This window comes from Crateriforma spongiae, from assembly GCF_012290005.1.
GTDB classification, from domain to species: Bacteria; Planctomycetota; Planctomycetia; order Pirellulales; family Pirellulaceae; genus Crateriforma; species Crateriforma spongiae.
The window spans coordinates 594216-618147 of record NZ_JAAXMS010000002.1; the positions used below are offsets into that span (position 1 = coordinate 594216).

Consider the following 23932-nt stretch of genomic DNA (forward strand, 5'->3'; position numbering starts at 1 on the left):
ATGGATCAAACCAACGTTCGGCAAACATTCTAAAATTCAAAGTTGAACGTCTTGGCAATGATCCGCCACAAGCGTTGCCCCAGGGACATTGGATCCACATGAATCTTGGCCGATCCGCGATAGCCCGCTCTCAACACGGTCTCATCAAAATCAATCGGGACACGCCCTTGGAAAGAAACACTGCGTGGTTTGATCTGACCTGTCCGCGGATCGATTTCGGTTTGCAAATCGCCCCCGGTTTGGCTGGACATATTGGTCGATGCTGCTTGCATCGGATTGATTGACATCTCGGTCAATTCGCCATGAAAGGTTTCCAATCGTTTGGAATCCAGTTTCAAATCAACCTCTTGGCCGACACGAACAAGCTGAATATCGCCCTGGTCGATGATCAGCACTGCCTCATAATCCTTGGGGGTGCCGATCTCACAAATCTTATCATCCGGCGTCATCAATGCACCGACGTTGTGGGGTTGCAGCGGCGTTCCCGTCCAACCGGGCAAACGACCATCGCCAGCATCTTGTGATGGTTTGTCGGCTGGCGGCAAAACTTGGCCGTCACGAACCGCGCGAACGGTCAATCGCTTGACTTCCTCTTCGGTTTTTTCACGCAGCGCGACGATCGATGCCAGGACCTCATCTTGATAATCCTGCTGCACTTTGACCGATTCATCGGTTCGAGCACGACGCGTTAGGTTCGCACGCTGGACTCGTGCAAGTTCTTCTTGTCCCTGAAGATCCGCCAAACGAATGATCAGGTCAGGATTCTCCAGCTCGGCAACCGGATCGCCTTTGGAAACGATGTCGCCCGGCTGTGCAGTCCAGCGGACACGTCCCGTTGTGGCGGCATAGACCGACCCAGCTTCGCTGGGACGAATTTCAAACGCACAATCGATATGGTGCGGAAGCGGAATGTACGCCACCGCTGCTAGGATCGCTCCCACGATGCCCAGCGTTGCAAACAGTCGGCCCTTTTTCACTTTTGCCAACCTCCCAGGCGTACGAACAAATTTCCAAGTTTGAATAATGGGCTGCATCACAAGGCCGGCGAATCCGGCCACAGCCAACAACCGGCCGACCGCCTGAAGTCCATAAGGTTCCAACACCTTCATGACGAACCAGACGATCGAAAACACAACCACCCATCGATAAATCACACTGGCGATGGTGAACATCGCAAAGGCAAGTCGATTTCGCTGGGGCAAGAATGGATCTTCTTGCAATTCCAATCCCAAGCAGGTTTCTTGAAACCATCGCTTGAGAACTTCCGTGGCCTTCTGACGAAGGTTGGGAATTTCCAGCAAGTCCATCAAAATGTAATAGCCGTCGAACCGCAGCAACGGGTTCCCGTTGACCAGAATCGTGCTGACGGCATTTAGGAACATGATATTCAGCGACAAGTCATTGACGGTCGTTCCAGGTTCGCTGAAGAACCAGACGAAGGCCGCAATCGATGCCAGGATCATCTCCACATAAATCCCAGCCGCGCCGATCCAAACACGCTGCCATTTATTGGGCAACATCCATGAATCGGAAACATTGCAATACAGACACGGCGTGAACACCAACAGCATGAAACCGATTTCGTGGCATTCACCACCAAATTTCTTACAACTTAGCCCGTGACCGAATTCATGAATGACTTTCACGACTCCCATCGTCGCCGCAAGAATCAGCCACCGGTCGGCTGCAAAAAATTGCTGGAACGTGGGCAGCTTTGCATAAACCGTTTCATACTGGGTCGCCAACAACAACGACGCAGTAAGAAACAAACCCACAAAGAACAACAACGCCGGGACCGTGAACATCCACCCGAACCACGGCAACAGCCGGTTCAAGATTTTTTCAGGGTCGATACCACGGGTACGGATAGCAAAAATGTTGGAAAATTTGCCCAACAGTTCTTTGTTGCGTTTTTTCCGACCGCGTTCGCGAAGCTGTTTTCCCTGACCTGGCGAATTACTGATCACCAGCCCACTGCGGTGCAGCATTCCGATGAACTGTTGCAGATCCCCGAAGGTGATTTTTTGCGGTGCGAATCGCGCCTCGAATCCGTCTTTGATCTGTTGCAGGCTGACGTGACCGTCCAGCATGTTCAGGATGAAATATTCTTCATCATGAAAGCGGAAGTATTGCAGCCCGATCGGTTCTTTGACCACCCAATAGGCCGCACCCTGATAATGGTGCCGACTGCCCGTCAGGTCCGGCCGTTTGCGCACCGTCAGCGGCCGCGACGAGCTGCTTACCAGGGATTCGGCCAAAGTGGTCATGACAAACTACGACAAAGAAAAGGATGCAAGGGAGGCGAACTAGAAGACGAACGGAGCAGTGACGGTGCTTGGACCGCCGATCATTTGATGACGATGTCGGCCGACATGCCGGGCCGGATGATCCAGCGTCCATCGACCTGTTGGTTTTTGATCACGGCCCAAGCGCGATAGCTTTCCAGGCTATTGATCCCAGGGCTGACAAAGCCCAACTGGGTGTTGATGCGGATCGGTTCGCCGTCTTTGCCATCGGCGTAAACCCAAACTTCGCACGGGGCACCGGCGTAAACGCGGTCGCCGGTTCCGATGGCGGGCAAATCGGCTTCGACCTTCAATTCATCCATCTGCAACAGGCTGGCGATCGGGCTGCCCGGTTGGACCCATTCGCCCTGCTGTGCATCGCGTTCTTCGATTTCGATCACGCCGTCAAACGGCGCCTTGATTTGCCGACGATCCAATTCGTGTTCGGCCATCGCCAATTCCACACTGCGGGCGATGAATTTGATTTGGTTGCCCTTGGTTTCGATGTCCGCAAGTTCGATCTGTAGACCGGCCTTTTCGACTTCGAGTTCCTTCTTTTCTTTTTCAAAACGGCTGGCAGCGTTTTTTCGGAACAGTTCACGAAGGGCCTCGGCTTCCTTTTCGGCAAGCTCACGACTGCTGACGGCGAAACGTCGGTTGATGTCGTTTTCGGCGTTCAGCTTGGCTTCCAGCTTTTCAGCTTTCTTTAGCTCCACGGCCAAGCGTGCGGAACGGTCATCGATCACACCGATGACCTCGCCGGCTTTGACAATGCTGCCTTCTTCGATGTTCAGTTTGGTCAGCTTGCCTTCCACTTCGGCCGGAATCTTGATGTTTCGACGAAACTTGACAAAGCCGTTTTCCGAACGCAGTTGACCGTCGGCCATGGACCGCTGGCCGCCAAGCCCGGTATAGGGAGTGGCCAGGCTGCCACGTTCCTGGCCGCTGGCATCGCCGTTGACGACCAACAGGCACGCCATCATGGCCGGCAACAAGAACAGCAACGATGTTTTGGGTTGGATGGTCATATCGCTGGGAAAGATTAGGGCGGCGCGGATGAAGGTAGGGGGTGCAGGCGTGTCCGGTGATCGGCAGCGTTGGCTAGAAGAAGAACTTGCAAGCCCACTCGTAGACTTCGTGAAGCAAGACGAACCCGGAGGCGCGTCGGCCGCATTTCACGTCGGCGGTGAAGCGTGTGCCGGGACTGGGATCAAGCTTTTTCAGATCGTCCTGGTCGGGCGTTGCTTTCATCTTGATGATCGCGCCGTGTTCTTCATCGGCTTCGGCACGCAACGCGATCTGGCGGGTCGGCAAGACCGCGTGAAGTGTTTCGTCGGGATCGGACGCCAGGATGTATTCAACGTCCAATTGATTCAGACCATTTTCGCGAATGAAATTGTCCAAATGCCCCTCACGTTTCTCGGGCATCTTCAATTCCAAATACAGCGGCTCGGTCAAGTCGGCGACCTCCATCAAGACTTGCCCGGTGGTCACGGGCCGAGCCCGCAACATTTTTTCGACTTCCCATGAAACCACGGTACCGTCGATCGGCGATTTGACGTCCAAGTCGGCTTCGCGTTCTTGCTTCAGCTCCAGTTTCTTTTTCAAGATCTCCAGCTTCGTTCCCAGCTCATACGTCTGGGCTTCCAAAGCGACCGCTTCGCTGCGTTCCATGTTGCGGCGATCCTTCAACTGCATCCGCAGACGATCGAATTCCGCATAGGTCGTTTGAATCTGTCCCTGAAGATCGGCGATTTCGATGTCCAGATCAGGATTGCGCAAACGTAGCAGCACTTGGCCGGCTTTGACCTCGTCGTTCTCCTTGACCAAAACATCGATGACTTCACCGTCGATGTTGGCAAAGACTTCGCGCCGGACTTCCGGCAACAGCGTGCCTTCGGCTTCCAAGTCAAAGTCCAGCGGTACAAAAATGCCTGCCAGAATCAAGCCGATCACGCCGGCCACCACGGCCAAGGTCTTGGGCAGCGTCCGAGCCTTTAAAACCCAAGTCGCACGCCCCAGAGCCCGCCAAACCGGCATCAGGAAAAGGTTGCTGTGTGATAGCGAGTTGGCGATCGCTCGAGTGCCGTGTTCGTAGACCAAGTCACAGCGGGCACGGAACACTTCCGGCGGAAGTTCGCTTTCGATTTGTTCGACGATTAGCGCGCCGATGACTTCGCCACGGTGCGCGTTGTCGCGATCCAAGGCACCAGTGGCCGCGTTTTCTTCACTGCTGATGTCGCGTTGCGGTTCACGCAGTGGCAGTACGGCGATGTTTCGGCCGTAGGACTGATCGACGTATTCTTCCAACGCGTCTTCGATCTGTGGCGGCAAGTCTTCGGTCTTGCCGTCGTGCCACAACGGTTCGCCGGCGGCGACAACGCGGGTGGCCAAATTGTTCAGGGCGGCAACGATGTTGGATCGGTTTTCGAACGTGTCTTGACCGCTGATCGCTTCGACCTTGCACTTGCGCCCCGACTTGATCGCCACACTGACGCGGTCACAACCGATCAACCGCCGTCCTTCGTTGGCAACGATGTTCGCGGTTTCTTTAAGGTCCAATGACTCGTGGGCCGCGCGGGCGAACGAATCCGATTGCTGCCACAGTGTTTGGCGGTCGCCCAACGTTCGCAGTTTTTGGCTTCGCAACCATTCGGCGGCCAACTGACACATCTGCTGCATGAACCGCAGATAGCCGCGTTGGGTGTCCGGAGCGGTGTCGGGCCGCTGAAAGACTTCGATCACGCCGTCCTTGTGGCCGTCATGCTCGAGGGCCCCGAGGACCAACAGATATCGCGTCGGGTTGCCTTCACTTTCGCCGTCGGTGGTTCCAGAGTACGGGGGCACCAGCAACGACTGGCCCGCATTGGCCACACGGGTGATCAAACGATTGTGCCGGGCGGCGTCTTCGCTGTCGTTGGACAGCACCGATGGTTCGGCGTTGATCTGGTACTGCAGTTTCAATTGGCGGTCTTCGTCCAGCAGCCAAATCGCGCCGCCGGCGGCCGCCAGGGCCGTGATGATCCGGGTCAAAAGCTCCGGATAGAACTCTTCTGCCGTTGCCCCACTTTTGGACAACGTCGCAATTTCGTTCACCAAAGCGCGGATCTGTGCCTTGGTTTCTTCGACCGATTGCTGATTGACCGCCATGGCTGTGCGAACCCGAAAACAGGGAGTGGTGGGAAGCTGGTTGGGGGACCGATGTCGTCGATTTTGTGACGGTACTGAAACGCGGGCGAAATTGCCACGTTGACAATTTATACAACTTGTATAACTATGTAAAGAGTTGGCTTTTTGGAATTTTTCAGCCCCGCCCGGCTGACCGCCTGAATCTTTGGCAGCGTCCCGATGCAGACCCCCGACCCTCGCCAGATGACGGCCGCCGCGCAAAGTCGCGGCTTGACCGGCGGCCAGGAGCAAACGGGGCTGGCCGAGGCGAACGGAAAGGCGGTCTCGTTAGATGTCATCCAGGCCCAGGGGACGATCACCGAGCTGCGGATGGAACTGAACCGCATGCAGCGGACGATCCGGCTGACGATCCAGGCCCGGCTGCGCCATCTACAGGGGCAATCCTGCGATACTTTGGAGGCGAACCAGGCCCTGGCGACCGAGTTGCACGAATTACTGGACAGCCAGGGCTTGCGTGTGCAGTGCAGCGAATGCGGTCACCCGGCGATCCTGCGGGTGTCGCCTCGCAAAGGGTCCCCGCGCGGCGCGTTCGTGTTTGACCACACGATCAACGGGCGGCGAACTTTTCATGGCGGCGCCGGCACGATTCCCGAATTGCGACTGGTCGCCAAACCGAAGCGTGCCAAGGCAGCTCGCCGCGAACCCAGGTAGCGACACGGGCGATTTCTGTATCGGGCGAAGATGGTACGATCCGCACCTGCGTGCATCGCGGTGCGGCCGATCCCGCGGGCCGACGACGCACCGATCCGCCTTACCCGACCTGGCCCCCACGGACGCCGACCTGATTGATGACCGACGCAGCCCCCGATCTGCCTTCGCCCGATGACGTCCCACCGATGCTGCGATCCGCACTGGGCCAGATCGATTTCGCCAGGAATTACACCGTCGCCTTGCTGGACGCGACGCCGAAGGACCGGTGGCACGAAGTCCCGGCGAATTCGCCGACGTCAATCGCTTGGCAGATCGGACACCTGACGGTCAGCCAGTACGGGCTGTTGATGTTTCGGGTCCGTGGACGCCAGCCCGACGACCTCGATTTGATCCCGGGCAAGTTTCGCAAAGCTTTCGGCCGCGGCTCAGACCCTGCAGCGATCGGCGAACAGACCGCATCGCCCGACGAACTTTTGGAACGTTTTGGCCGCGTTCACCGGCAAGCGATGACGGAATTGCATGCGTTGCTGGACACACCGGACGTCGCCGAACAGTTACTGGAACCTGTGGACATGCCGTACGCCGCGTATCCCGTGAAACTGGGCGCGATTCTGTTTTGTCCGCTACACGAACAAATCCACAGCGGACAGATCGGCCTGACCCGTCGATTGTTGGGCTTGGATCCGGTCCGCTGAATGATCCGATCAGCAGGCGCGACTCAAGCGGTGCCCATCGCGTTTCACGACGTTCGCCTTCCTGAAGGGTGTCCGTCGGTGACCTGCACGACACAACACCCACCGGGCCAGAAACCCGCACAACGCAATTGCCGATGGAAACCTTAGACGAATCGATCTACGACCACCCGAAATACTACGACTTGGTTTTCGGCGCCGACTGCGCCTCGGAAACTCGCTTCATCATGGAGTGCGGGCACTGGTATGCCGACGGCGCGGTGGGAAAGAAATCACCTTCGAAGTGGCGGATGCTTGAACCAGCGTGCGGGACCGGGCGATTGCTGAACGCCTTCGCCCGCAAAGGACACACGGTGGCCGGGCTGGACCTGAATCCCAAAGCGGTTGAATTCTGTAACGCTCGATTTGCACGCGGCGGTTTTCCTTCGTCGGCGTTTGTTGCCGACATGAGCGACTTTACCGTTAACAAGCCGTACGACATCGCTTTCAACACGATCAACAGCTTTCGACACGTTGCCAGCGAACGGGCCGCCAAAGCCCATTTGGATTGCATGGCCGATGCGATTCGCCCGGGCGGCTTGTATTTGCTGGGCATTCACCTGACCCCGACCATGGGCGTGCCCAGCGAAACCGAATCATGGTCGGCACGCCGCGGACACCTCGCGATCAACACGCACATGTGGACGATTTCGCGTGAACCGAAAAAGCGGATCGAACGGTTCGGCATTCGGTTCGACGTGCACACGCCACAGCGATCGTTCCGCATCAATGATGTGCTGGTGCTGCGCAGCTACACCAAGCCGCAAATGGAACGGCTGATCAAAAGCAGCCCGGCTTGGGAAATCGCCGACACATTCGACTTTGCCTATGACATCGACGAACCGATTGATGTCGACGCGTCGACCGAAGACGTCGTCTATGTGCTGCGGCGAAAACCGCAAGCATAACGCTCCGCCTGGTGGCTTCCGCCGTCGCGACAGCGGGGCACCGCGACACCATTGCCAAAGTGTCCCGCACGGTGGACCAACTGATCGGTGTCCGATCGCCGTGCACGGACGCCAGGCTTACCCGGACGCCGCCGGTGATTTGGATCGGCCCAGCGACAGCGAAAGGAACGCGCCGAACAAACAGGCCACGGCGACACCGCCGGACGCCAGCGTGTACGTCCCCATCGACTGTTTCTTCATCTCGGCAACCCGGTAATCGGTCGGCGCGGTGGCCGCGATGCCAAATTCTTCGATGTCTTCCCAGACACGAATCAATTCCGCGGGGCTCAGCTTTTTGAACTCGTCACGCAACTGCTGTGCGTGCATTTCGGTAGTCATCGGCACATCGATCACGGCCCAGCGAAGCCCGCAAAAACCGGCCACCAGCAGAAAAACCAAGCCGACCAAGCCCAACACGACGAACAGGCCACGCCCCACCGCATTGACCTCGGATTTGGGGGCATCCCCCACCGGCCGGGCATCATCAACGCGTGGCAACTGACGCAACTGCCCCAACTTGGGCACATCCACCACCGCGTTGCAGGACGGACAGGGTGTCGTGCCGCCGGCTTGAGCCGGACTGACCTCGATTGCCGCTTCACAATGGGGACACGTCAACAGGTGCATCTGCGGGCGACTTTCGCGAAGTGGAAACTGACAAACATACAAATCCGACCGGTGAATAAAACCACCCAGACCTGGACCCGGCCGTTGGTCGGACTAAAATCCAGGTGTGCAAACGGTACCACCGCCACAGCACCACCGCTTCCCGCCTGAATTCCTTCCGAAACGCCGACGCACGGCCGCCCGTTGATTCGATTTCCCCACGCCAGTGATCCTGGCAAATGGAACGGTCAACGTTCGCCTGCAGTGACGATTCGAATCGGGTTCAGGTACCAGGGAACGTCCCAGACGAATCGCGGGGGGAAACAATGAACTGTTTTGTTCGTCTTCGCGTCCCAACGGAGTTGGGTTCGCTTTCGAGTGGTCAAATTTGCCGAATGTCTCACGGATGTGAACGGTCGAACCCATGGGGCACACCGAAACCGTCGCCGGGCGAAGGTTTTCGTTGTGACCGAGCCGATCTTTCGTGCCGCGAAAAACTGGCTCCCTAAACGTCCGACCCGAAAGCGTATTCGGATCTCGTGCTGACGCACTCGTCCACCCCGGTCATTTGTGTTTTTGCCCAAACGGTTTCATGACGTCCTGTGTCATGTTGCGCCGTCGCAAAACACGGGACCGTGGCGAACCATTGCGGGGCCAAGATCGGATTCGCCGCGATGAACGAATGTCGATGGCGTGACGGTACGTGATGCACTGGTTTGGCGGTCAATTGGGTCCGCCATCCCGGCGCGACACAGATCGCAGGTCACGGACATCGGCCGTCAGCGAACATTGTGGAAAGACGATTGTACCGGATTTCAATTTTCATACCCCGAACATTGCATACCTCGAACAGTTCGACGCCCTAGCGATTCAGCAACCAAAGTGGCACAGCGTCCGCGTTTGGTGCCCACAGTGGTCCCTCCCGATTGACTTCGCCAACAAAGGAAACCCAGTCCGCGCAGCCCGATCAAAACGAAAGTCTTTCCAATTCCATGGCCGCCGCAAACCGTTGGTATGGCGGGTGGTAAAGTTGGAAATGACCGGCTTGACGCACCACCAGATTTCGGCTTTCCACGCCATCTTTCGCCAAGACGACGTGCCGGAACCAAACGCGTGCTATTGATTAGATTTCGGACGCAAACCGCGCGGCAGCCCTCAGCGAACCAAGCACCACACTAGCCACCCGCCCCGTTTCGCAAACCAACCCAAGCCATGGCGGTCGCGGCAACAGCCCGCCGACCCCGACACAACAGACTTTCTAAGGAGTGACACCCTTGTTCGATACGATGATGGACGAGTTCGACGACGTCAGTGCACAAAGCACCGATGTCGTGACCGGCAATTTTCGCAAACTGCCGGCCGATGACGGCGAAGACGACGGCACGGTTGCCGTATCCGCCGGCGAACTGGCCGAAGGTGAAGTCCAATTGGACAGCCCCGACGAACTGCTGCCCATCGACGAGAGTGAATCCTGGTCCGATGACCCGGTGCGGATGTACTTGACCCAAATGGGCGAGATCCCGCTGCTGACCCGCCGCGAAGAAATCGAATTGGCCAAACGGATCGAGGAAACTCGTCGACGCTTCCGCACCAAGCTGCTGGAAAACCACTTCGTCTTGGTCGAAGCCTACAAGACGCTGAAGAAGGTCTATCGCGGCCAATTGCCGTTCGATCGTACCGTCCAAGTGTCGGTGACCGATCGCCTGGAAAAGGAACAGATCGTCGGACGGCTGCCCCACAACCTGCGGACACTGCAAACCCTGCTGCAGCGAAACCGCCACGATTGGAAGGTCGCCCTCAGCAAGAGTGCTTCGCAACGGCGTCGTGCCGAAGCTTGGCGTCAATTGGGCCGGCGTCGTCGCCGCGCCGTTCGCTTGGTCGAAGAACTCGGTCTGCGGACCCAACGAATCGAAACCCGCATCGATCTGCTGGACCGATTCTCGCAACGCCTGACCGAGATCGACGAGCTGATCAAGCAGCAGAAACGCACCAAGCACGGTCGCGAAGTCCGCGAAAGCTTGTTGCACGAGCGTCGTCAAATCCTGACCGCTTGCCAGGAAACGCCGACGTCCCTGCGAAACCGCGTCAAGATGCTGCGTCGCGTTTACGGCGAATACCAGCAAGCCAAACGCGAATTGAGCGAAGGTAACCTGCGGCTAGTCGTCAGTATCGCCAAGAAGTATCGGAACCGTGGCCTGTCTTTCCTGGATCTGATCCAAGAAGGCAATGCGGGCCTGATGCGCGCGGTCGACAAGTTCGAATACCGCCGTGGGTTCAAGTTCTGTACGTACGCGACCTGGTGGATTCGCCAAGCGATCACCCGCGCCGTGGCCGACCAAAGCCGAACGATTCGTATCCCCGTGCACATGGTCGAAACCATGTCTCGCGTGCGAAACGTGGCACGTCAGCTGTTGCAAGAACTTGGCCGTGAACCGACGATCGAAGAAACCGCACGCCGTGCCGACGTCACCGTCGAAGAAGCCCGCCGCGTGCTGACGATGAGCCGTTTCCCGATCAGCTTGGATCGCCCGGTCGGCAACAGCGAAGACAGCCAATTCGGCGACCTATTGCCCGACGGCACCGCGGAAAGCCCGCAAATCGGGGCGACCCAAGAAATGCTGCGTGACCGGATCACCGGTGTGCTGAAATCACTGTCCTACCGTGAACGCGAAATCATCAAACTGCGTTACGGTTTGGGTGACGGATACAGCTACACCCTGGAAGAAGTCGGGCACATTTTCAAAGTGACCCGCGAACGGATTCGTCAGATCGAAGCCAAAGCGGTTCGCAAGCTACAACAGCCCAGTCGCAGTCAAGAACTGGTGGGTTTCCTGGACTGATCCCGACGGTCCCACCTGCGACAGGAATCCAAAACAAAACGCGGCGTCCCGAAATCGGTTCGCCGCGTTTTTTCGTTTTTACGTGGCCACCACATCCACCGCCGGCGGAACTTTGCCGCCCAAACACAGCGACATTAGTTCAGATCGGTTTCCGCCATGTCGCGTGCGTGATAGCTGCTGCGGACAAACGGTCCGCTGGCAACCTTCGCGAAGCCCATCGCCTTGGCCAAATCGGCCAACTCATCAAATTCCTCGGGCGGAACGTAGCGAACGACGGGCAGATACTTTTCACCCGGCTGCAGATACTGGCCCAGGGTCAAGAAATCGACGCCGTATTCCCGGAGGTCCGCCAACGCATCCAACAATTCGCCACGTTCTTCGCCCAGCCCCAGCATCAAACCGCTTTTGGTTTTGACATCGGAGTTGTACCGCTTCACCTGGCGCATCATTTCCAGCGTCCAGCGATAGTCACTCTTGGGCCCGCGAACCCGCCGATACAACCGTGGCACGGTTTCCATGTTGTGGTTGAACACGGTTGGAAATGCATCAATGACGGTTTCCAACGCCGGCTTGCAGTGGACAAAGTCGGGGGTCAGCACCTCGGTCGTCGCTCCCGTTCGCTCCCGCACCGCAATGACGCAATCATGAAAATGGCGGGCACCACCGTCGGGCAAATCGTCACGCGTGACGCTGGTGATGACGACATGCTTCAGTCCAAGACGCGCCGCCGCTTCGGCGACCCGCTGGGGCTCATCCGCCTCGGGCAATTGCGGAGGCCGTCCGCGATTGACCGCACAAAACCCACAGGGCCGGGTGCACACATTGCCCAGGATCATGAATGTCGCCGTTTGCTGGCTGTAGCATTCCATGCGGTTGGGACACTTCGCGTTTTCGCAAACCGTCTCCAAATTCAATTCATCCACCAGCGAATCGGTCAAATGATTGCTGTTGGCACGTGGAATGGGTCGCTTCAGCCACTTCGGCAGCCTGCCCGATCCGCTGGTCAACGTTCCGGCGGGCATCTCGGGTTCGGCAACCACGGGAAGACGAAAGGCCATGTCAGTCCTGGTTCAAGGTCAAACGGTTCAAAGTCCGCTTCATTGTAGTGGCCGCACAAAATTCGACTATCCACAGATCCCGGCACGCTACGTCGAATTCGCCGGGCACATTACAATCGCCGCATGCCCAAGAAGAATAAAAAGAAGACCAAGGCCGGGAAAAAGGCCGCTCCGCAGGTGACGATGGTCGCGGAGAATCGCAAAGCCCGGCACAAGTACGAAATCCTGGACCAGGTCGAATGCGGCATGATGTTGATCGGCAGCGAAGTCAAATCCATGCGGGAAGGCAAGCTTTCGCTGGACGAGGCATACATCCGCACCAAGGACAACGAACTGTGGCTGATCGGCGCTGACATCGCCCACTACAACAACGCGGGAATGTGGAATCACGATCCGCGGCGACCTCGCAAGCTGCTGGTGCACAGTCGCGAATTCGACAAATTTGCCGGGCGGGCCCACGAAAGAGGGCTGACGCTGATCCCGCTGCGGGTGTATTTCAACGCCCGCGGAATTGCCAAATGTGTGATGGGGTTGGTCAAAGGCAAGAAGCTGCACGACAAACGCGAAGCGATCAAGAAACGCGAATCCGACCGTGGTCTGCAACGGGCAATGCGACGCCGCTGATTCCCAATGCCCGTCGAAATGAATTTCCTTTGGAAAGCGGTGAACCAAACCACGCCGTGAAGCTTATGTGCCGACTATGTTGCTAGAAATACGTGAACTGACCAAGACGTTCGACCAACCCGGTGGTGGACGTCTGACGGTTTTGGATGTCCCCGAATTCTTGATCGACGATGGCCAACAGATGGCGCTGATCGGGACCAGTGGCGGCGGCAAAACGACGCTGTTGCATTTAATCGCCGGCTTGCTGGCACCGGACAACGGATCGATCCGATTGGCCGGGACCGAACTGACCCGACTTAGCGAACAAGGCCGCGATCGTTTCCGCGCCGCGACCGTCGGTTATGTATTTCAGACGTTCAACTTACTGCCCGCGTTCACGGCACTGGAAAACGTGCGTCTGGGAATGACCTTCGGTCCGAATCGCGTCGACCCGAAACGCGCGATGGACCTGTTGGACAAAGTCGGCTTGGCCGATCGTGCGGGCTATCGTCCCGGCCAGTTGTCCGTCGGCCAGCAGCAGCGCGTTGCGATCGCCCGCGCCCTGGCAGGCCGACCCAAGATCCTGCTTGCCGATGAACCCACGGCCAACGTCGACCCGTCCAGCGCCCAAACCGTTTTGGATTTGATTCGCGGGTCATGTCGTGACGAAGGCATCGCCCTGTTGATGGTGACCCACAGCATGGAAATCGCCGCGATGACAGACACGACCGTTCGATTGGAAGACATCAACCGCGCGCTGACCGGCGTTTGACCGTCACTAGACGCTGTATCCCCGATCGTTCCGAACAGGCGGCCGATTTGTCGGACCGCCCTGCCCGCCCACCTTCCATTTTTCGCAATGCCGTCATGTCGCTGATTCGAATTGCCTGGCGAAACTTTCGTTTCCGAACGCTGTCCAGTCTGCTGACCACGCTGTCATTGGCGTTGGGGGTCGGCCTGGTGGTGTTGGTATTGTCGATCTATGGGATCATCAGCGAAGCATTCGTACGCAACGCCTCGGTCGGGCCGAACTTGGTCGTGGGCGCCGCGGGCAGCGGGCTGCAGTTGACGCTGAACAGTATTTTTTATCTCAGCCAACCGATCGAGAACCTGGACTACACCGACTACATGGACTTCATGTCCCAGGCTCAAAGGGCCGAACAGGTAGAACGGTTCGGTGGCGACCCGAGTTTGGCCGAAGACGACGGAAAGTACTATGACTTCCTGGCCGGTGGTTATGCGATTCCACTTGCCCTGGGCGACTACTACGGCACGTTTCGTTTGGTCGGCACCACACCGGACTTCTTCGAAAAGCTTCGCTTCGGCCCGATGGTGGACCAAGAGTTCACGTTTCGCGATGGGCGTGCCTTCGTCACCGAAAGCGAAGACCATGGATACTTCGAAGCCGTCTTGGGGTCCCGTGTCGCGGCTGAAATGGGCATCAATGTCGGCGATGTCATCTATCCCACGCACGGCGACCCCGAAGGCAAGCAACACGATGAAGCATTCACCGTCGTCGGCGTGATGAACCCGACCGGCACGCCCAATGATCGTGCCGCGTTCATCAACCTGGAAGGTTTCTATTTGATGAAGGGGCACGCCAAGCCCGTCGACAGCGCAACAGTGTTTGAAAACACCCTGGGCGAATCCGTTAAACAAGCGATTGCATCGGAGTTCGATGGCGACCTGGACGACGCGTTCGTGGAAACCATGACCGATCAATTGAACAGTGCCGTGCCGGCCGCCGCCCAAACAGCCAAGGATGCGGTCGCCGCGGCGGAATTGAAACAACAACAAGCCCAGCAGTCTGCCGAAGTCACACCGCTTTCGATCCCCGAACGCGAAATCACGGCGCTTTTGATTCGCAACGGTAACCTAATGTTCGCACCGATGATGCAGAACATGATCAAGGAAACCAAAACTCGCCAAGCGGTCGCACCGATTGGTGAAATCAACAAACTGATGGGCGCCATCGTCGGACCATTATTGACCGCGCTGATGGCCATCACATTACTGACGTGCATCGTCGCCGCTGTGGGCATCTTGGTGGCGATCTACAACAGCATGAATGACCGACGCAAAGACATCGCGATCATGCGAGCTTTGGGGGCAAGGCGAGGAACCGTCACAACGATCATCCTGATGGAAAGCCTGATCATCGCACTGATCGGCGGCATTGTCGGATGGGTTTCTGCACACGCAGCGATCTTTTTCGCCAGCGGTTACATCGAATCCCAGACCGGAATCCAAGTCGGCTTTCTTTCCACCAGCAAGATGGAAATCGCCGTTCTGCCGCTGGTTCTGATCTTGGCATTGCTGGCCGGTCTGTTGCCCGCTTGGTCGGCTTACCGGACGGACGCGGGCAGCAACCTTTCCGCGTAAATGCCACGGTCGGACCAGATCATCACGCGTCGGAACCGTCACCCGCGTCCACCGCGACGTGACGGGGGAAACTAGAATTGTCCTTTCGACAACCCTGCCTTCCCTCCCCTCCCTCCATCGCGACTGGTCCTCTGTCATGTTGATCCATCGATCCGTTTTACCTTTGATCGTGTTGATCGCCGCAGGGGCTTTCTGCCCTGCCCTTTTGCCGGCCTCCGATCGCCCCAACGTGCTGTTTATCATTTCCGATGACTTGAACACTCGCATCGGTTGCTACGGCGATCCACAAGTCCAAACACCAAATCTAGACGCATTGGCGCAACGTGGTGTCCGGTTCGAACACGCCTATTGCCAATATCCATTGTGCGGCCCCAGTCGCAATTCAATGCTGACCGGTCTGTATCCCAACCAAACCGGCATCCTGGTCAACGCGGCTATCTTTCGACAAAGCATTCCTGAACAAGTCAGTTTGCCGCAAGCGTTTAGACGTGCCGGATACTTCGCGGCACGCATCGGCAAGCTTTATCACTATCACGTGCCCCGTAGCATGGGCACCAACGGGAACGACGATCCCGCATCCTGGGAAATGGAAATCAATCCGGCCGGATGCGATCGATTGATTGAACAACCCGACATCTTTTCGCTACGTGAAGGCAGCTTTGGCGGCACACTTTCCTGGTACGCATCACCTCGCAGTGACGAACAGCACACCGATGGGATGATGGCGGACGAAGCTTGCTGGGTTCTGGAACGCTGTGCCCGGCGTGACGACCGCCCATTCTTTTTGGCCGTTGGCATGTACCGCCCTCACACCCCGTACGTTGCGCCAAAGAAGTACTTCGATCTTTACGACGTCGACCAAATGCCGGTCGTGCAGAACGTCCAAGAAGACATCCAGGACGTCCCCGAAGCGGCGCTGCTTAGCCAAAAAAAGGAACAAGACAAATTAACCGATTCCCTGCGGCGTGAATGCATCCAAGCCTATTATGCCAGCACCAGTTTTATGGATGCCCAGGTCGGCAAAATTCTGGCCAAGCTGGACGAACTGGGGTTGGCCGATGACACCATCGTGGTTTTTACCAGTGACCACGGCTATCACTTGGGCGAAAAGAACCTGTGGCAAAAGATGAGCCTGTTCGAACAGAGCGCCCGGGTCCCATTGATCATTGCCGCCCCCGGTCGACAGTCCGCCGTCGCCAGCGAAGCTCCGGTGGGCTTGGTGGATTTGTATCCGACCCTAACCGAACTGTGCGACGTGCCCACGCCGTCGCCGATCACCGGCCAATCCCTGGTACCGATGCTGAACGATCCGACCGAACCGGGGCGCGGATGGTCGATCACCCAAGTGCGGCGGACACAAAAAAAACAGGCCTACATGGGATACAGTCTGCGGACGCCCCGATTTCGGTACACTCGCTGGGACGACGCGAAACGTGGGGTCGAACTTTATGACCACGCCGCCGATCCGCTGGAACACACCAATCTGGCGGACCAACCGGAATTCGCAAGTGTTTGTCAGGAACTGGAAAACACCCTATCGGATGCGATTTCGGTCGCATCATCCGACGGCGAGACCCCGAAGATCAAGCATCCTCAATACCTGCCGATCTTGATCGACCCATAAATGGGCCGACGTTGATGCGATACCGTTCAAGCGGGATCGACGCTGCGATATGCGTCGATCACCGCTTGTTCGCCCTCCACACCTGGCTTGGAATTACCGTGTTCCATGCCCACGATCCCGTCGTACCCCGCATCGGCTAGGTGCTGGAAAACGTTTCCATAATGGATCTCTCCCGTTCCGGGTTCTTTGCGTCCCGGATTATCGCCGCATTGGAAATAGCCGATTTCATCCCAGCAGCGTTCGATATTGGGAATCAGGTTTCCTTCGGTGATCTGCTGGTGGTAGATATCGAACAAAATTTTGCACGACGGACGCCCCACCGCTTTACAGATTTGATAGGCATGTGGTGATTCGCTCAGAAACATCCCCGGATGGTTCTTCTTGCTATTCAGCGGTTCCAACACCATCACCAAACCATGTGGTTCGACGACATCACAGCATCGCTTGAGCAAATCAATCGCATTGGCGGTCTGATAGTCGCGGGGCAGTTTCGGATCGGCCAGACCGCAAACCACCGTCATGTGGGTCGCGTTCACACGCTTTGCAACCGGAACCACGTCGCGTAACGCCTGGACGATGATGTCACGTTCCCCAGCGTTGTCGCCGGCAAAACTGACCGCCTTCTTGATTCCGCGGAGCGCGGAAATCACTCCCATTTTCATCTCCAACTGCTGCATCGCCGCGGCGACCCGCTCTTGATCCGCCACACTTCGGTCGCGCATCAAGTTGTCTTCCCAGGCGGTAAAGCCTTGGTCGGCGGCAAATTTCAATTGGTCCACCAGATCGTCACCTGCGGAACTTGCGAACATTCCGAAGTGGGGCGCAAAGGCCATGCGGAACCGCGTGACAGATTCTGAAGCGCGGACCGATGGCGTCGTGGTCACAACACCCGCTGATGCCGCAGCGGCAACCTGCAAAAATTCTCGTCGTTTCATCATTAGATCACAGTACTTTGGTGACACCGGGGGTGGGAATACGATAGGAGCCGTCGGCAAGCGGTTGCACCGGAGCCGGAGACTTCCAATCGACCGAATCGGTGGTGGTCACCTTTTGGCTGGCAAACGCTTCATCCCAGCCGATTTCTTTTCCGCTGTAGGTCGCGAATCGTCCCAGAATCGCGGTCATCGTGCTGGTTGCACCATAGTCGACCTCGTCGTAGTCCGTTTCACCATGGATGGCATCGATCAAATCATGCCATTCGACCAAATAGGGACTCATGTAGTCGTCGCCACGCCGCCGCGGTGTCTGCCAAATGATCGTTCCGTCGGCCGCCGTCAGCTTGCAACGCGAGGTACCCAGTTCCGCTGTTCCCTCGCTGCCTTCGATAATCTCACCGACCTGCCGCATGCATCCCAATTGCTGGCGACAGTAACTGTGCATCGGAACGCCGTCTTCGTAGAAATACAACACGGCATGATGATCAAAGATGTTTCCGAAACGCTTGTCGGTCCGGACCTGACGTCCGCCCATGCCTTGGGCTCTGACCGGCAAGCCGCCTTTCACCCAATTGCAAATGTCCAGGTTGTGGATGTGTTGTTCGCAAATATGATCGCCGCTTAGCCAATCGAAGAAATACCAGTTGCGAACCTGATACTCCAATTCCGTCATCTGTTCCCGGGGAATCGCATTTTTGGCCGGCGGTCCACCATTCCAAAAGCACCGCATGGCGACGATACGTCCGATTTGGCCGTCATGAATCCGGCGAATTGCTTCCTGGTAGGTCGCTTGATGGTGTCGTTGCAGGCCGACGCCGACTTTCAGCCCCTTTTCCTTTGCCTTGTCACCGGCCGCCAGGATGCGGCGCACTCCGGGCGGATCGGTGGCCAACGGTTTTTCCATAAAGACGTGCTTGCCGGCGTCCACAGCCGCTTCGAAATGCAGCGGGCGATACCCGGGAGGCCCGGTCAGGATGACCAGATCAACATCGCTGTCCATCATGCGTTGATAAGCATCCAAACCGACGAACCGTTGTTCGCCGGGGACTCGCATCGCGCCGCCGAATCCTTCGCCCTTTTCGACCTTTGATTTGCCCGCCTTGCCGCTCGACAACGACATCATGCTGGAATAAAGACGATCCTCGAACGCGTCAGCCATTGCGGTCAATGTGACGTTTTTTCCCGTGGTCATGGCATGAGCCGCCGCCCCGCTGCCGCGACCGCCGCATCCGATCAAACCCACTTTGATTTCATCCGATCCCGCCGCAAACGCCTTCGTCTGAATCGCAGCGGGAACGGTGGCCGCCCCGGCGGCGAGTGTTTTCTTCAAGCACGTGCGGCGATCCAGTTTTGCATTTGATCCAAGCTGGTCCGCGTTCGGTCGCTGATTCATGGTCGGGTCTTCTCACGCCTGTGGAAACAAAGTGGGGAACCCCCGATTGTATGAGCAGCGGACGTCGCCGTGGGGATTCCCCAGTTGGCTCCAGCAGAAATGGACAGCCGACACCAGTTGCACATCAGCCGCGTCACAGGCCGTTGGATTCGCACTGAATCTAGGTCGACTTTTTCTTGCCACGCATGCGTTTGGGCCCGTAATTTTCCATCAGCGTTTCATATCGCTGAACGAACTTCTTGACCGGATAGCGTTTGATGACCTTACCTATCAACGGCAGCGGTAGGTCATCCAGTTTCTTGAACCGGACGCACGATTTTCCCATGTCCAGCTTCTTGCCCGTCTTGGCCCACTGTTCGGAAAACCATGCCATGTCGTCGCTGTCTTGATAGATGCACAGATACAGCGAGCAATAGTTCTTCTGCGACGCCAGATGGGCGTACGGCAAGGGCTGCTTGGGATCGCAGTGGTAACCCGCCGGATACAAGTCATGCGGCACGTAATAGCCGATCATGCCGTACTGCATCCCCTCCTGGTATCCGACCGGCAAATTCTTTTGGATGACTTGGCGAACCGCCGAAAGAATCTCACGCCGTTCCGGACTTAGCTCCGCCAGATACTGATCGACTGACGTGGCTTTGCTTTGCACCATGGCTGCTGCACCGTTGTGACAGGAAAGCCATCAGAATACCCCATCCGCATCAGCAGTGGATTGGTGGCCGGTTCGCTCGCGGTGAACAACGATTTCATGCAGAAGAACACACAAGTAAAAAACCGAGTGAATCACCGCCACCCAGAACAGGAATCCACCGACGGGTGCCACCCAAGCAATCCCAGCCAGCGCCAACAACGTACCGGCGATCATCGGATGTGGGATGTATCCGTAAGGAAACGTGTCGATTCGCTTTGGTGGATCCAAACCCAATTCCGATGAAAAATACGTTCGCCGCAGCCCCAACAGATGTGCCGCATAGCCGGACAAAGAAAATCCGATCGTCACCACGGCGATGGCGATCGTCGCGGTCGAGGGCGCCGCGGACAACAGCGTCCAGGCGAACAAGCCGATCAGCTGTGCCATTGCCACGGCTTTGAAGAAGATCGCGTCCCGGACAAACAATCCGAATGCCACCCCGCGACGTTCGCGAAGTGTTCCCAAGTAGATCAAGTAATGCACAAAGCTGGTGGCCAAAACGAACCAGCGATAATCACCCACACATGCGGCAATGATTGCGACCAACGCCACGTACGCGACATTGGTCCACCCAACGTACCGCACCGCCCATTCATAAAACTTCGTGGATGCCAAAACCCATTGCGCCTTCCATCGGCTGAACAATGCATCGGGCGCGATCGTCTGCAAGAACAGGTTGCGAGCTTTGATGTCGTAGGACGTCGTCCAACGATCCAGCAGCTTTCCATACCAACGCATCACTTTGGGATACGCCACGAAGTGCAACTTCAAATTCACGCGTGGCCCGACCTGGTCCGCGGATGCGTCACGCGTGATGTAATGCAATTCGCGATTGAAATCAAAGGCGACCGTTTGACCGGTCTCCAGTCGAAAGCTTTCCGGCTGGTCATAGGCGGCACCGACCATCGGAAAATGAGTGGTCACCGTTGTGTTTGGACTGGTAGCCACCATGCATCGATAAAGCCTGGCGCCCGGAAACACCGAAAACGGCCCGTCGACATGCGACATGTAAAAGACCGTATCGGACGTGCTGCGTTTGGGCGGCCCAGTGACATACAACTCGTTCATGCCAAAGACCGGGGCCACTTCGTACCCGGCCCCATGGAAACGCCGAATCCGGCGCATCAGGTCTGGCTGGACGGCCAAACGATCGAACGCCGCCTTGGGGTCACCCTGCATATCGGCCGGCCAATAGTGCACGCTTTGCGACGGGCTGGGATGCAGTTCGGTTGCCCACTGGCGAATCGATTGCAAATCCGATTCCGATTGCGAACCTTGCAACCTGTGAAAGTGGATTGCTTTTCGCTGAACCAGCATGCGTAGCGGTGACGTTGTCCGCTGCAAACATGACAACACGACCAATGGCACCTGATAAACCAGATGCCAAACGAAGTGCATCCAGCGATTTCCCGTGCGACTGTAACTGCTCTGGTAAGTGCGTTCGCCGGTCAGCAGGTGAGCCAAGTCTTGGCCAAAGTACCCACCCAAAAACAGTCCCAGAGAAACCCACAAGCCTAACTGCGACGAATACGCGATCGCGGCAGACCCCAGAACGATGGCGGCGGTCGGAACGAACACGACCGCGGGAATCCAAAACCAAAGGACCGCCAGGTACGGCAGCGTCCACAGCAATAACGATGGATGGGCCAGAACCAACAAGCCTTGCAACCCGACCAAAGAAACGGGCGTCGTGATCCCGTGCAACAAATTGTTCAAAGGCCGACGATGAAAGCAAAGAAACTCTAGCGACAACGTTTGCCAACGCTGGCGCGCGTCGGTTTGGCTGATCAATGTCCACCAACCGATCCAATCAACAGCGTGCTGGGATGCGGTTCGTGTCGTTGCCGTACTCATTTTCGCCCCAAAAAGACGTAGTAAGGTGCCTTCAACAGAGGCAAGTAGGGAACCTTGCCCCGATGTTGGTCCAAGTGAACAACCCGCGTCCGACGTTTCAACATTGCCAGGTGATCGCCACACAAAAACACGTTGTCCATGGCGAACCACTGTTGCCAAAACGTGCGTTTCAACCAGCCGTGATGAACCAAGTCTTCATCAGCGTGCTTGCGAGAAACAAAGAAATCCGTGACGCCCAAAATTCCACCGGGTCGTAACATACGCAACGCATTTTCAACCGCGGCGAACCAGTCGGGAATCATCGTCAACGAATAGCTGAAAGTGGCGACGTCGACCGACTGATCCGGCAGATCAAACAACGTCGCATCAGCCAAATGCGTTTGGATGTTGGTGGAACTGTCGGCGACGCGACGCTGCCCCGCCTTTTCCAACAGAGACGGTGAAAGATCAACCAGATGAATGTCTTTCAGCCGTGCCGCCTTTGATCCCGCAAACAAAACGTTTTCGCCGGTGCCGCATCCCAGGTCGACCCAGGTCCCGCCTGCGGGAAAATCGATCTGATCGATCAACGGTCGACGGCCGTGCAACATGCGACGTCGAAAGGAATCGTAATCGCCGGCTTGTCGGCCGTAGAAACTTTCCAGCCGTTCTTGGTGCGTATCGCCGGTGGTTCGATGCCACAGCAATTGCCGTAGCACTCGCAAATCGCTTGCCCAATCGGTCATGCCGCCAACCCTCGCAAATCTGCGATATAGAAACTTCCGTAGGTGTTGACGCGATCGTCTTGATGAAGTGACGCCGCCAATTCGTTTTGATAGGTCAACAAATCACCCACGCGGACTGGCTTGCCATCGATTGTCACTTGCAACGGATCGACGAAATCGACCTGCAACGCGGCACTGCGCCACAACACACGTGCCTGCGCCGATGCACGATCGACGATCGCCTGCCATTCGCTGACCAACAGATCCGGAAAACGGTCGTACAGCCAATCCATGTGGTCCAGCAACACGTAGCGTGAAATCGGCCGATCATGTTGCCGCAAAAAGCCTTCCACCGTCGATGTGTGAACCTTGATGCGATCGACCAATCCCGCTTTGAGTGCCGAAAAATTGTCGGCCCGCAAATATTCTGGACAGCATTCCGGGGTGTATTCGCCGGTCAGATAGACCCGCCAAAAATAGTTGTCCTTCAGCGGCATGTTTTGAAACACATGCGCGATCCGGTCTTGGATGAACTTTGCCAAGCCGCCGGGATAGTCACGATCAATCTGATTCCTTTGGCTACGCGGTACACCAAGCATCGCCATTGTCGCATCGCGACGCAGCATCCACCGCAGCGGACGAGTCCACAGCAGATGATCGACGTTACGCCGACGATAGATTTCACGCTGCTGTTCCAGCGAATCGGCTTCCAGCAATTCATCGACGGCGCTTCGCAGTTCGGGCCGCCGACGGACGTACCGGTTGATCAGCCAAGCGAACAGCCCGGACGTGCCCCGAAAATAGAAACTGCGTCGACGATGGCTGCCGTCAAAGAAGTTGATCCGCTTGTCCCAAGTCCGTTTGGCCACGTCCGACAACTGGTCACGAACGCGATCGCGATAAATCGATTGCCAGTCCGCGTGGCGTCCATGTCCGAACAGCTGAAAGAAATCATCGAACTCCAACGACCGGATGGCGGCGATTTTCAGCTCCAGCAGGGCGTTTTGAAGCGGATTGACGTCGATGGCGTGGACTTCCGCCGGGCCTTCCAACGCATAGTCCAGCGAATTGCATCCCGCTGATGTGATCAAAGCCACTGAATCTTGTGGCCCCAACTGCAACGCCTGGCGATCCAGCAACGGATCTTCCCAGCACGTGTTGTAAATCAGGTTTTGCTTGTGAACGACGTTAAAGCAACGATTGGCGATACCTTGAAATGCCATGGCGGGCAAACGGTCCTATTCGAAAATTCACGCGGGTGGATGGCGGGAAAATACCAGACTGGCCGGCTCTGGCCACGCGACCACACCCAAACGTTTACACAAACATCACAACAACTTTGCCGATGATGACGTTCCGCCAAGCTTGACGGCGTCCGGCGAAGTTCGGCCTTTGCTTCAGAGCCCAAAACGGCGACCCGCGGCGCAAAAAAAACGACC

The 23932-nt window shown here is 57.0% G+C and carries 19 protein-coding genes; 8 read left to right on the top strand and 11 right to left on the bottom strand.

Translation table 11 applies throughout. From position 1 onward, the window contains the following. Window positions 1–29 precede the first annotated feature (29 nt). The 3 genes from HFP54_RS06355 to HFP54_RS06365 form a co-directional block, all read right to left on the bottom strand. A complete protein-coding gene (locus HFP54_RS06355; protein ID WP_197135829.1) occupies window positions 30–2267 on the bottom strand; it encodes a site-2 protease family protein in 2238 nt (745 codons plus the stop codon). 80 nt (window positions 2268–2347) lie between these two features. Next, window positions 2348–3313 carry an efflux RND transporter periplasmic adaptor subunit gene (locus HFP54_RS06360; protein WP_168564475.1) on the bottom strand — a complete coding sequence of 322 codons (966 nt, stop codon included), beginning with the start codon at window positions 3311–3313 and terminating at the stop codon, window positions 2348–2350. A gap of 73 nt (window positions 3314–3386) precedes the next feature. Next, window positions 3387–5435, bottom strand: coding sequence for an efflux RND transporter periplasmic adaptor subunit (locus tag HFP54_RS06365; protein WP_168564476.1), 2049 nt, complete (start codon window positions 5433–5435; stop codon window positions 3387–3389). Between the two features lie 198 nt (window positions 5436–5633). On the opposite strand from HFP54_RS06365, the gene HFP54_RS06370 reads away from it, so the two are divergent. The 3 genes from HFP54_RS06370 to HFP54_RS06380 all read left to right on the top strand — a co-directional run bounded on the left by HFP54_RS06370 (window position 5634) and on the right by HFP54_RS06380 (window position 7764). Further along, a complete protein-coding gene (locus HFP54_RS06370; RefSeq protein ID WP_235951298.1) occupies window positions 5634–6125 on the top strand; it encodes a hypothetical protein in 492 nt (163 codons plus the stop codon). A 137-nt stretch (window positions 6126–6262) separates the two neighbouring features. Next, window positions 6263–6820, top strand: a complete 558-nt coding sequence (locus tag HFP54_RS06375; RefSeq protein ID WP_235951299.1) for a DinB family protein — start codon at window positions 6263–6265, stop codon at window positions 6818–6820. A 134-nt stretch (window positions 6821–6954) separates the two neighbouring features. Next, window positions 6955–7764, top strand: a complete 810-nt coding sequence (locus HFP54_RS06380; protein ID WP_168564477.1) for a class I SAM-dependent methyltransferase — start codon at window positions 6955–6957, stop codon at window positions 7762–7764. 117 nt (window positions 7765–7881) lie between these two features. On the opposite strand, the gene HFP54_RS06385 is transcribed toward HFP54_RS06380, so the two are convergent. Further along, complete coding sequence (locus HFP54_RS06385) at window positions 7882–8430, bottom strand: hypothetical protein (protein WP_146410488.1); 549 nt, start codon at window positions 8428–8430, stop codon at window positions 7882–7884. Between the two features lie 1253 nt (window positions 8431–9683). On the opposite strand from HFP54_RS06385, the gene HFP54_RS06390 reads away from it, so the two are divergent. After that, entirely contained in the window at window positions 9684–11249 is a 1566-nt protein-coding gene (locus HFP54_RS06390) for a sigma-70 family RNA polymerase sigma factor (protein WP_146410487.1), read from the top strand. A 134-nt stretch (window positions 11250–11383) separates the two neighbouring features. On the opposite strand, the gene lipA is transcribed toward HFP54_RS06390, so the two are convergent. Continuing rightward, window positions 11384–12307 (bottom strand): lipoyl synthase, encoded by a 924-nt coding sequence (lipA, locus tag HFP54_RS06395; protein ID WP_146410486.1) that lies wholly within the window; start codon window positions 12305–12307, stop codon window positions 11384–11386. A gap of 123 nt (window positions 12308–12430) precedes the next feature. Between lipA and smpB the strand changes: the two genes are divergently transcribed. The 4 genes from smpB (at window position 12431) to HFP54_RS06415 (ending at window position 16916) form a co-directional block, all read left to right on the top strand. After that, a complete protein-coding gene (smpB, locus tag HFP54_RS06400; RefSeq protein ID WP_168564478.1) occupies window positions 12431–12931 on the top strand; it encodes an SsrA-binding protein SmpB in 501 nt (166 codons plus the stop codon). Window positions 12932–13007: 76 nt separating this feature from the next. Then, on the top strand, window positions 13008–13682 hold the full coding sequence (locus HFP54_RS06405; protein ID WP_146410484.1) for an ABC transporter ATP-binding protein: 675 nt from the start codon (window positions 13008–13010) through the stop codon (window positions 13680–13682). Window positions 13683–13777: 95 nt separating this feature from the next. After that, complete coding sequence (locus HFP54_RS25490; RefSeq protein WP_235951300.1) at window positions 13778–15292, top strand: ABC transporter permease; 1515 nt, start codon at window positions 13778–13780, stop codon at window positions 15290–15292. A gap of 136 nt (window positions 15293–15428) precedes the next feature. Next, entirely contained in the window at window positions 15429–16916 is a 1488-nt protein-coding gene (locus tag HFP54_RS06415) for a sulfatase (protein WP_168564479.1), read from the top strand. A 26-nt stretch (window positions 16917–16942) separates the two neighbouring features. Here the strand turns inward: HFP54_RS06415 and HFP54_RS06420 are convergent, their stop codons facing one another. From HFP54_RS06420 to HFP54_RS06445, 6 genes are all read right to left on the bottom strand, one after another. After that, on the bottom strand, window positions 16943–17854 hold the full coding sequence (locus tag HFP54_RS06420; RefSeq protein ID WP_235951301.1) for a hydroxypyruvate isomerase family protein: 912 nt from the start codon (window positions 17852–17854) through the stop codon (window positions 16943–16945). A gap of 4 nt (window positions 17855–17858) precedes the next feature. Continuing rightward, window positions 17859–19244 (bottom strand): Gfo/Idh/MocA family protein, encoded by a 1386-nt coding sequence (locus HFP54_RS06425; RefSeq protein ID WP_146410482.1) that lies wholly within the window; start codon window positions 19242–19244, stop codon window positions 17859–17861. A gap of 160 nt (window positions 19245–19404) precedes the next feature. Beyond that, window positions 19405–19896 carry a DUF1801 domain-containing protein gene (locus HFP54_RS06430; RefSeq protein ID WP_206036023.1) on the bottom strand — a complete coding sequence of 164 codons (492 nt, stop codon included), beginning with the start codon at window positions 19894–19896 and terminating at the stop codon, window positions 19405–19407. 30 nt (window positions 19897–19926) lie between these two features. Next, on the bottom strand, window positions 19927–21789 hold the full coding sequence (locus HFP54_RS06435; protein ID WP_168564480.1) for a methyltransferase: 1863 nt from the start codon (window positions 21787–21789) through the stop codon (window positions 19927–19929). Next, a complete protein-coding gene (locus tag HFP54_RS06440; protein WP_168564481.1) occupies window positions 21786–22514 on the bottom strand; it encodes a class I SAM-dependent methyltransferase in 729 nt (242 codons plus the stop codon). The genes HFP54_RS06435 and HFP54_RS06440 overlap by 4 nt, the downstream gene beginning before the upstream one ends. Then, a complete protein-coding gene (locus HFP54_RS06445) occupies window positions 22511–23716 on the bottom strand; it encodes a BtaA family protein (RefSeq protein ID WP_168564482.1) in 1206 nt (401 codons plus the stop codon). Before HFP54_RS06445 ends, HFP54_RS06440 begins: the two co-directional genes overlap by 4 nt. Window positions 23717–23932 lie beyond the last annotated feature (216 nt).

Bases quoted from the DNA above. Each gene is read 5' to 3' on its own strand.
- HFP54_RS06355 (WP_197135829.1), bottom strand. From the start codon at position 2,267: ATGACCACTTTGGCCGAATCCCTGGTAAGCAGCTCGTCGCGGCCGCTG.
- HFP54_RS06360 (WP_168564475.1), bottom strand. From the start codon at position 3,313: ATGACCATCCAACCCAAAACATCGTTGCTGTTCTTGTTGCCGGCCATG.
- HFP54_RS06365 (WP_168564476.1), bottom strand. From the start codon at position 5,435: ATGGCGGTCAATCAGCAATCGGTCGAAGAAACCAAGGCACAGATCCGC.
- HFP54_RS06370 (WP_235951298.1), top strand. From the start codon at position 5,634: ATGCAGACCCCCGACCCTCGCCAGATGACGGCCGCCGCGCAAAGTCGC.
- HFP54_RS06375 (WP_235951299.1), top strand. From the start codon at position 6,263: ATGACCGACGCAGCCCCCGATCTGCCTTCGCCCGATGACGTCCCACCG.
- HFP54_RS06380 (WP_168564477.1), top strand. From the start codon at position 6,955: ATGGAAACCTTAGACGAATCGATCTACGACCACCCGAAATACTACGAC.
- HFP54_RS06385 (WP_146410488.1), bottom strand. From the start codon at position 8,430: ATGCACCTGTTGACGTGTCCCCATTGTGAAGCGGCAATCGAGGTCAGT.
- lipA (WP_146410486.1), bottom strand. From the start codon at position 12,307: ATGGCCTTTCGTCTTCCCGTGGTTGCCGAACCCGAGATGCCCGCCGGA.
- smpB (WP_168564478.1), top strand. From the start codon at position 12,431: ATGCCCAAGAAGAATAAAAAGAAGACCAAGGCCGGGAAAAAGGCCGCT.
- HFP54_RS06405 (WP_146410484.1), top strand. From the start codon at position 13,008: ATGTTGCTAGAAATACGTGAACTGACCAAGACGTTCGACCAACCCGGT.
- HFP54_RS25490 (WP_235951300.1), top strand. From the start codon at position 13,778: ATGTCGCTGATTCGAATTGCCTGGCGAAACTTTCGTTTCCGAACGCTG.
- HFP54_RS06415 (WP_168564479.1), top strand. From the start codon at position 15,429: ATGTTGATCCATCGATCCGTTTTACCTTTGATCGTGTTGATCGCCGCA.
- HFP54_RS06420 (WP_235951301.1), bottom strand. From the start codon at position 17,854: ATGATGAAACGACGAGAATTTTTGCAGGTTGCCGCTGCGGCATCAGCG.
- HFP54_RS06425 (WP_146410482.1), bottom strand. From the start codon at position 19,244: ATGAATCAGCGACCGAACGCGGACCAGCTTGGATCAAATGCAAAACTG.
- HFP54_RS06430 (WP_206036023.1), bottom strand. From the start codon at position 19,896: ATGGTGCAAAGCAAAGCCACGTCAGTCGATCAGTATCTGGCGGAGCTA.
- HFP54_RS06435 (WP_168564480.1), bottom strand. From the start codon at position 21,789: ATGAGTACGGCAACGACACGAACCGCATCCCAGCACGCTGTTGATTGG.
- HFP54_RS06440 (WP_168564481.1), bottom strand. From the start codon at position 22,514: ATGACCGATTGGGCAAGCGATTTGCGAGTGCTACGGCAATTGCTGTGG.
- HFP54_RS06445 (WP_168564482.1), bottom strand. From the start codon at position 23,716: ATGGCATTTCAAGGTATCGCCAATCGTTGCTTTAACGTCGTTCACAAG.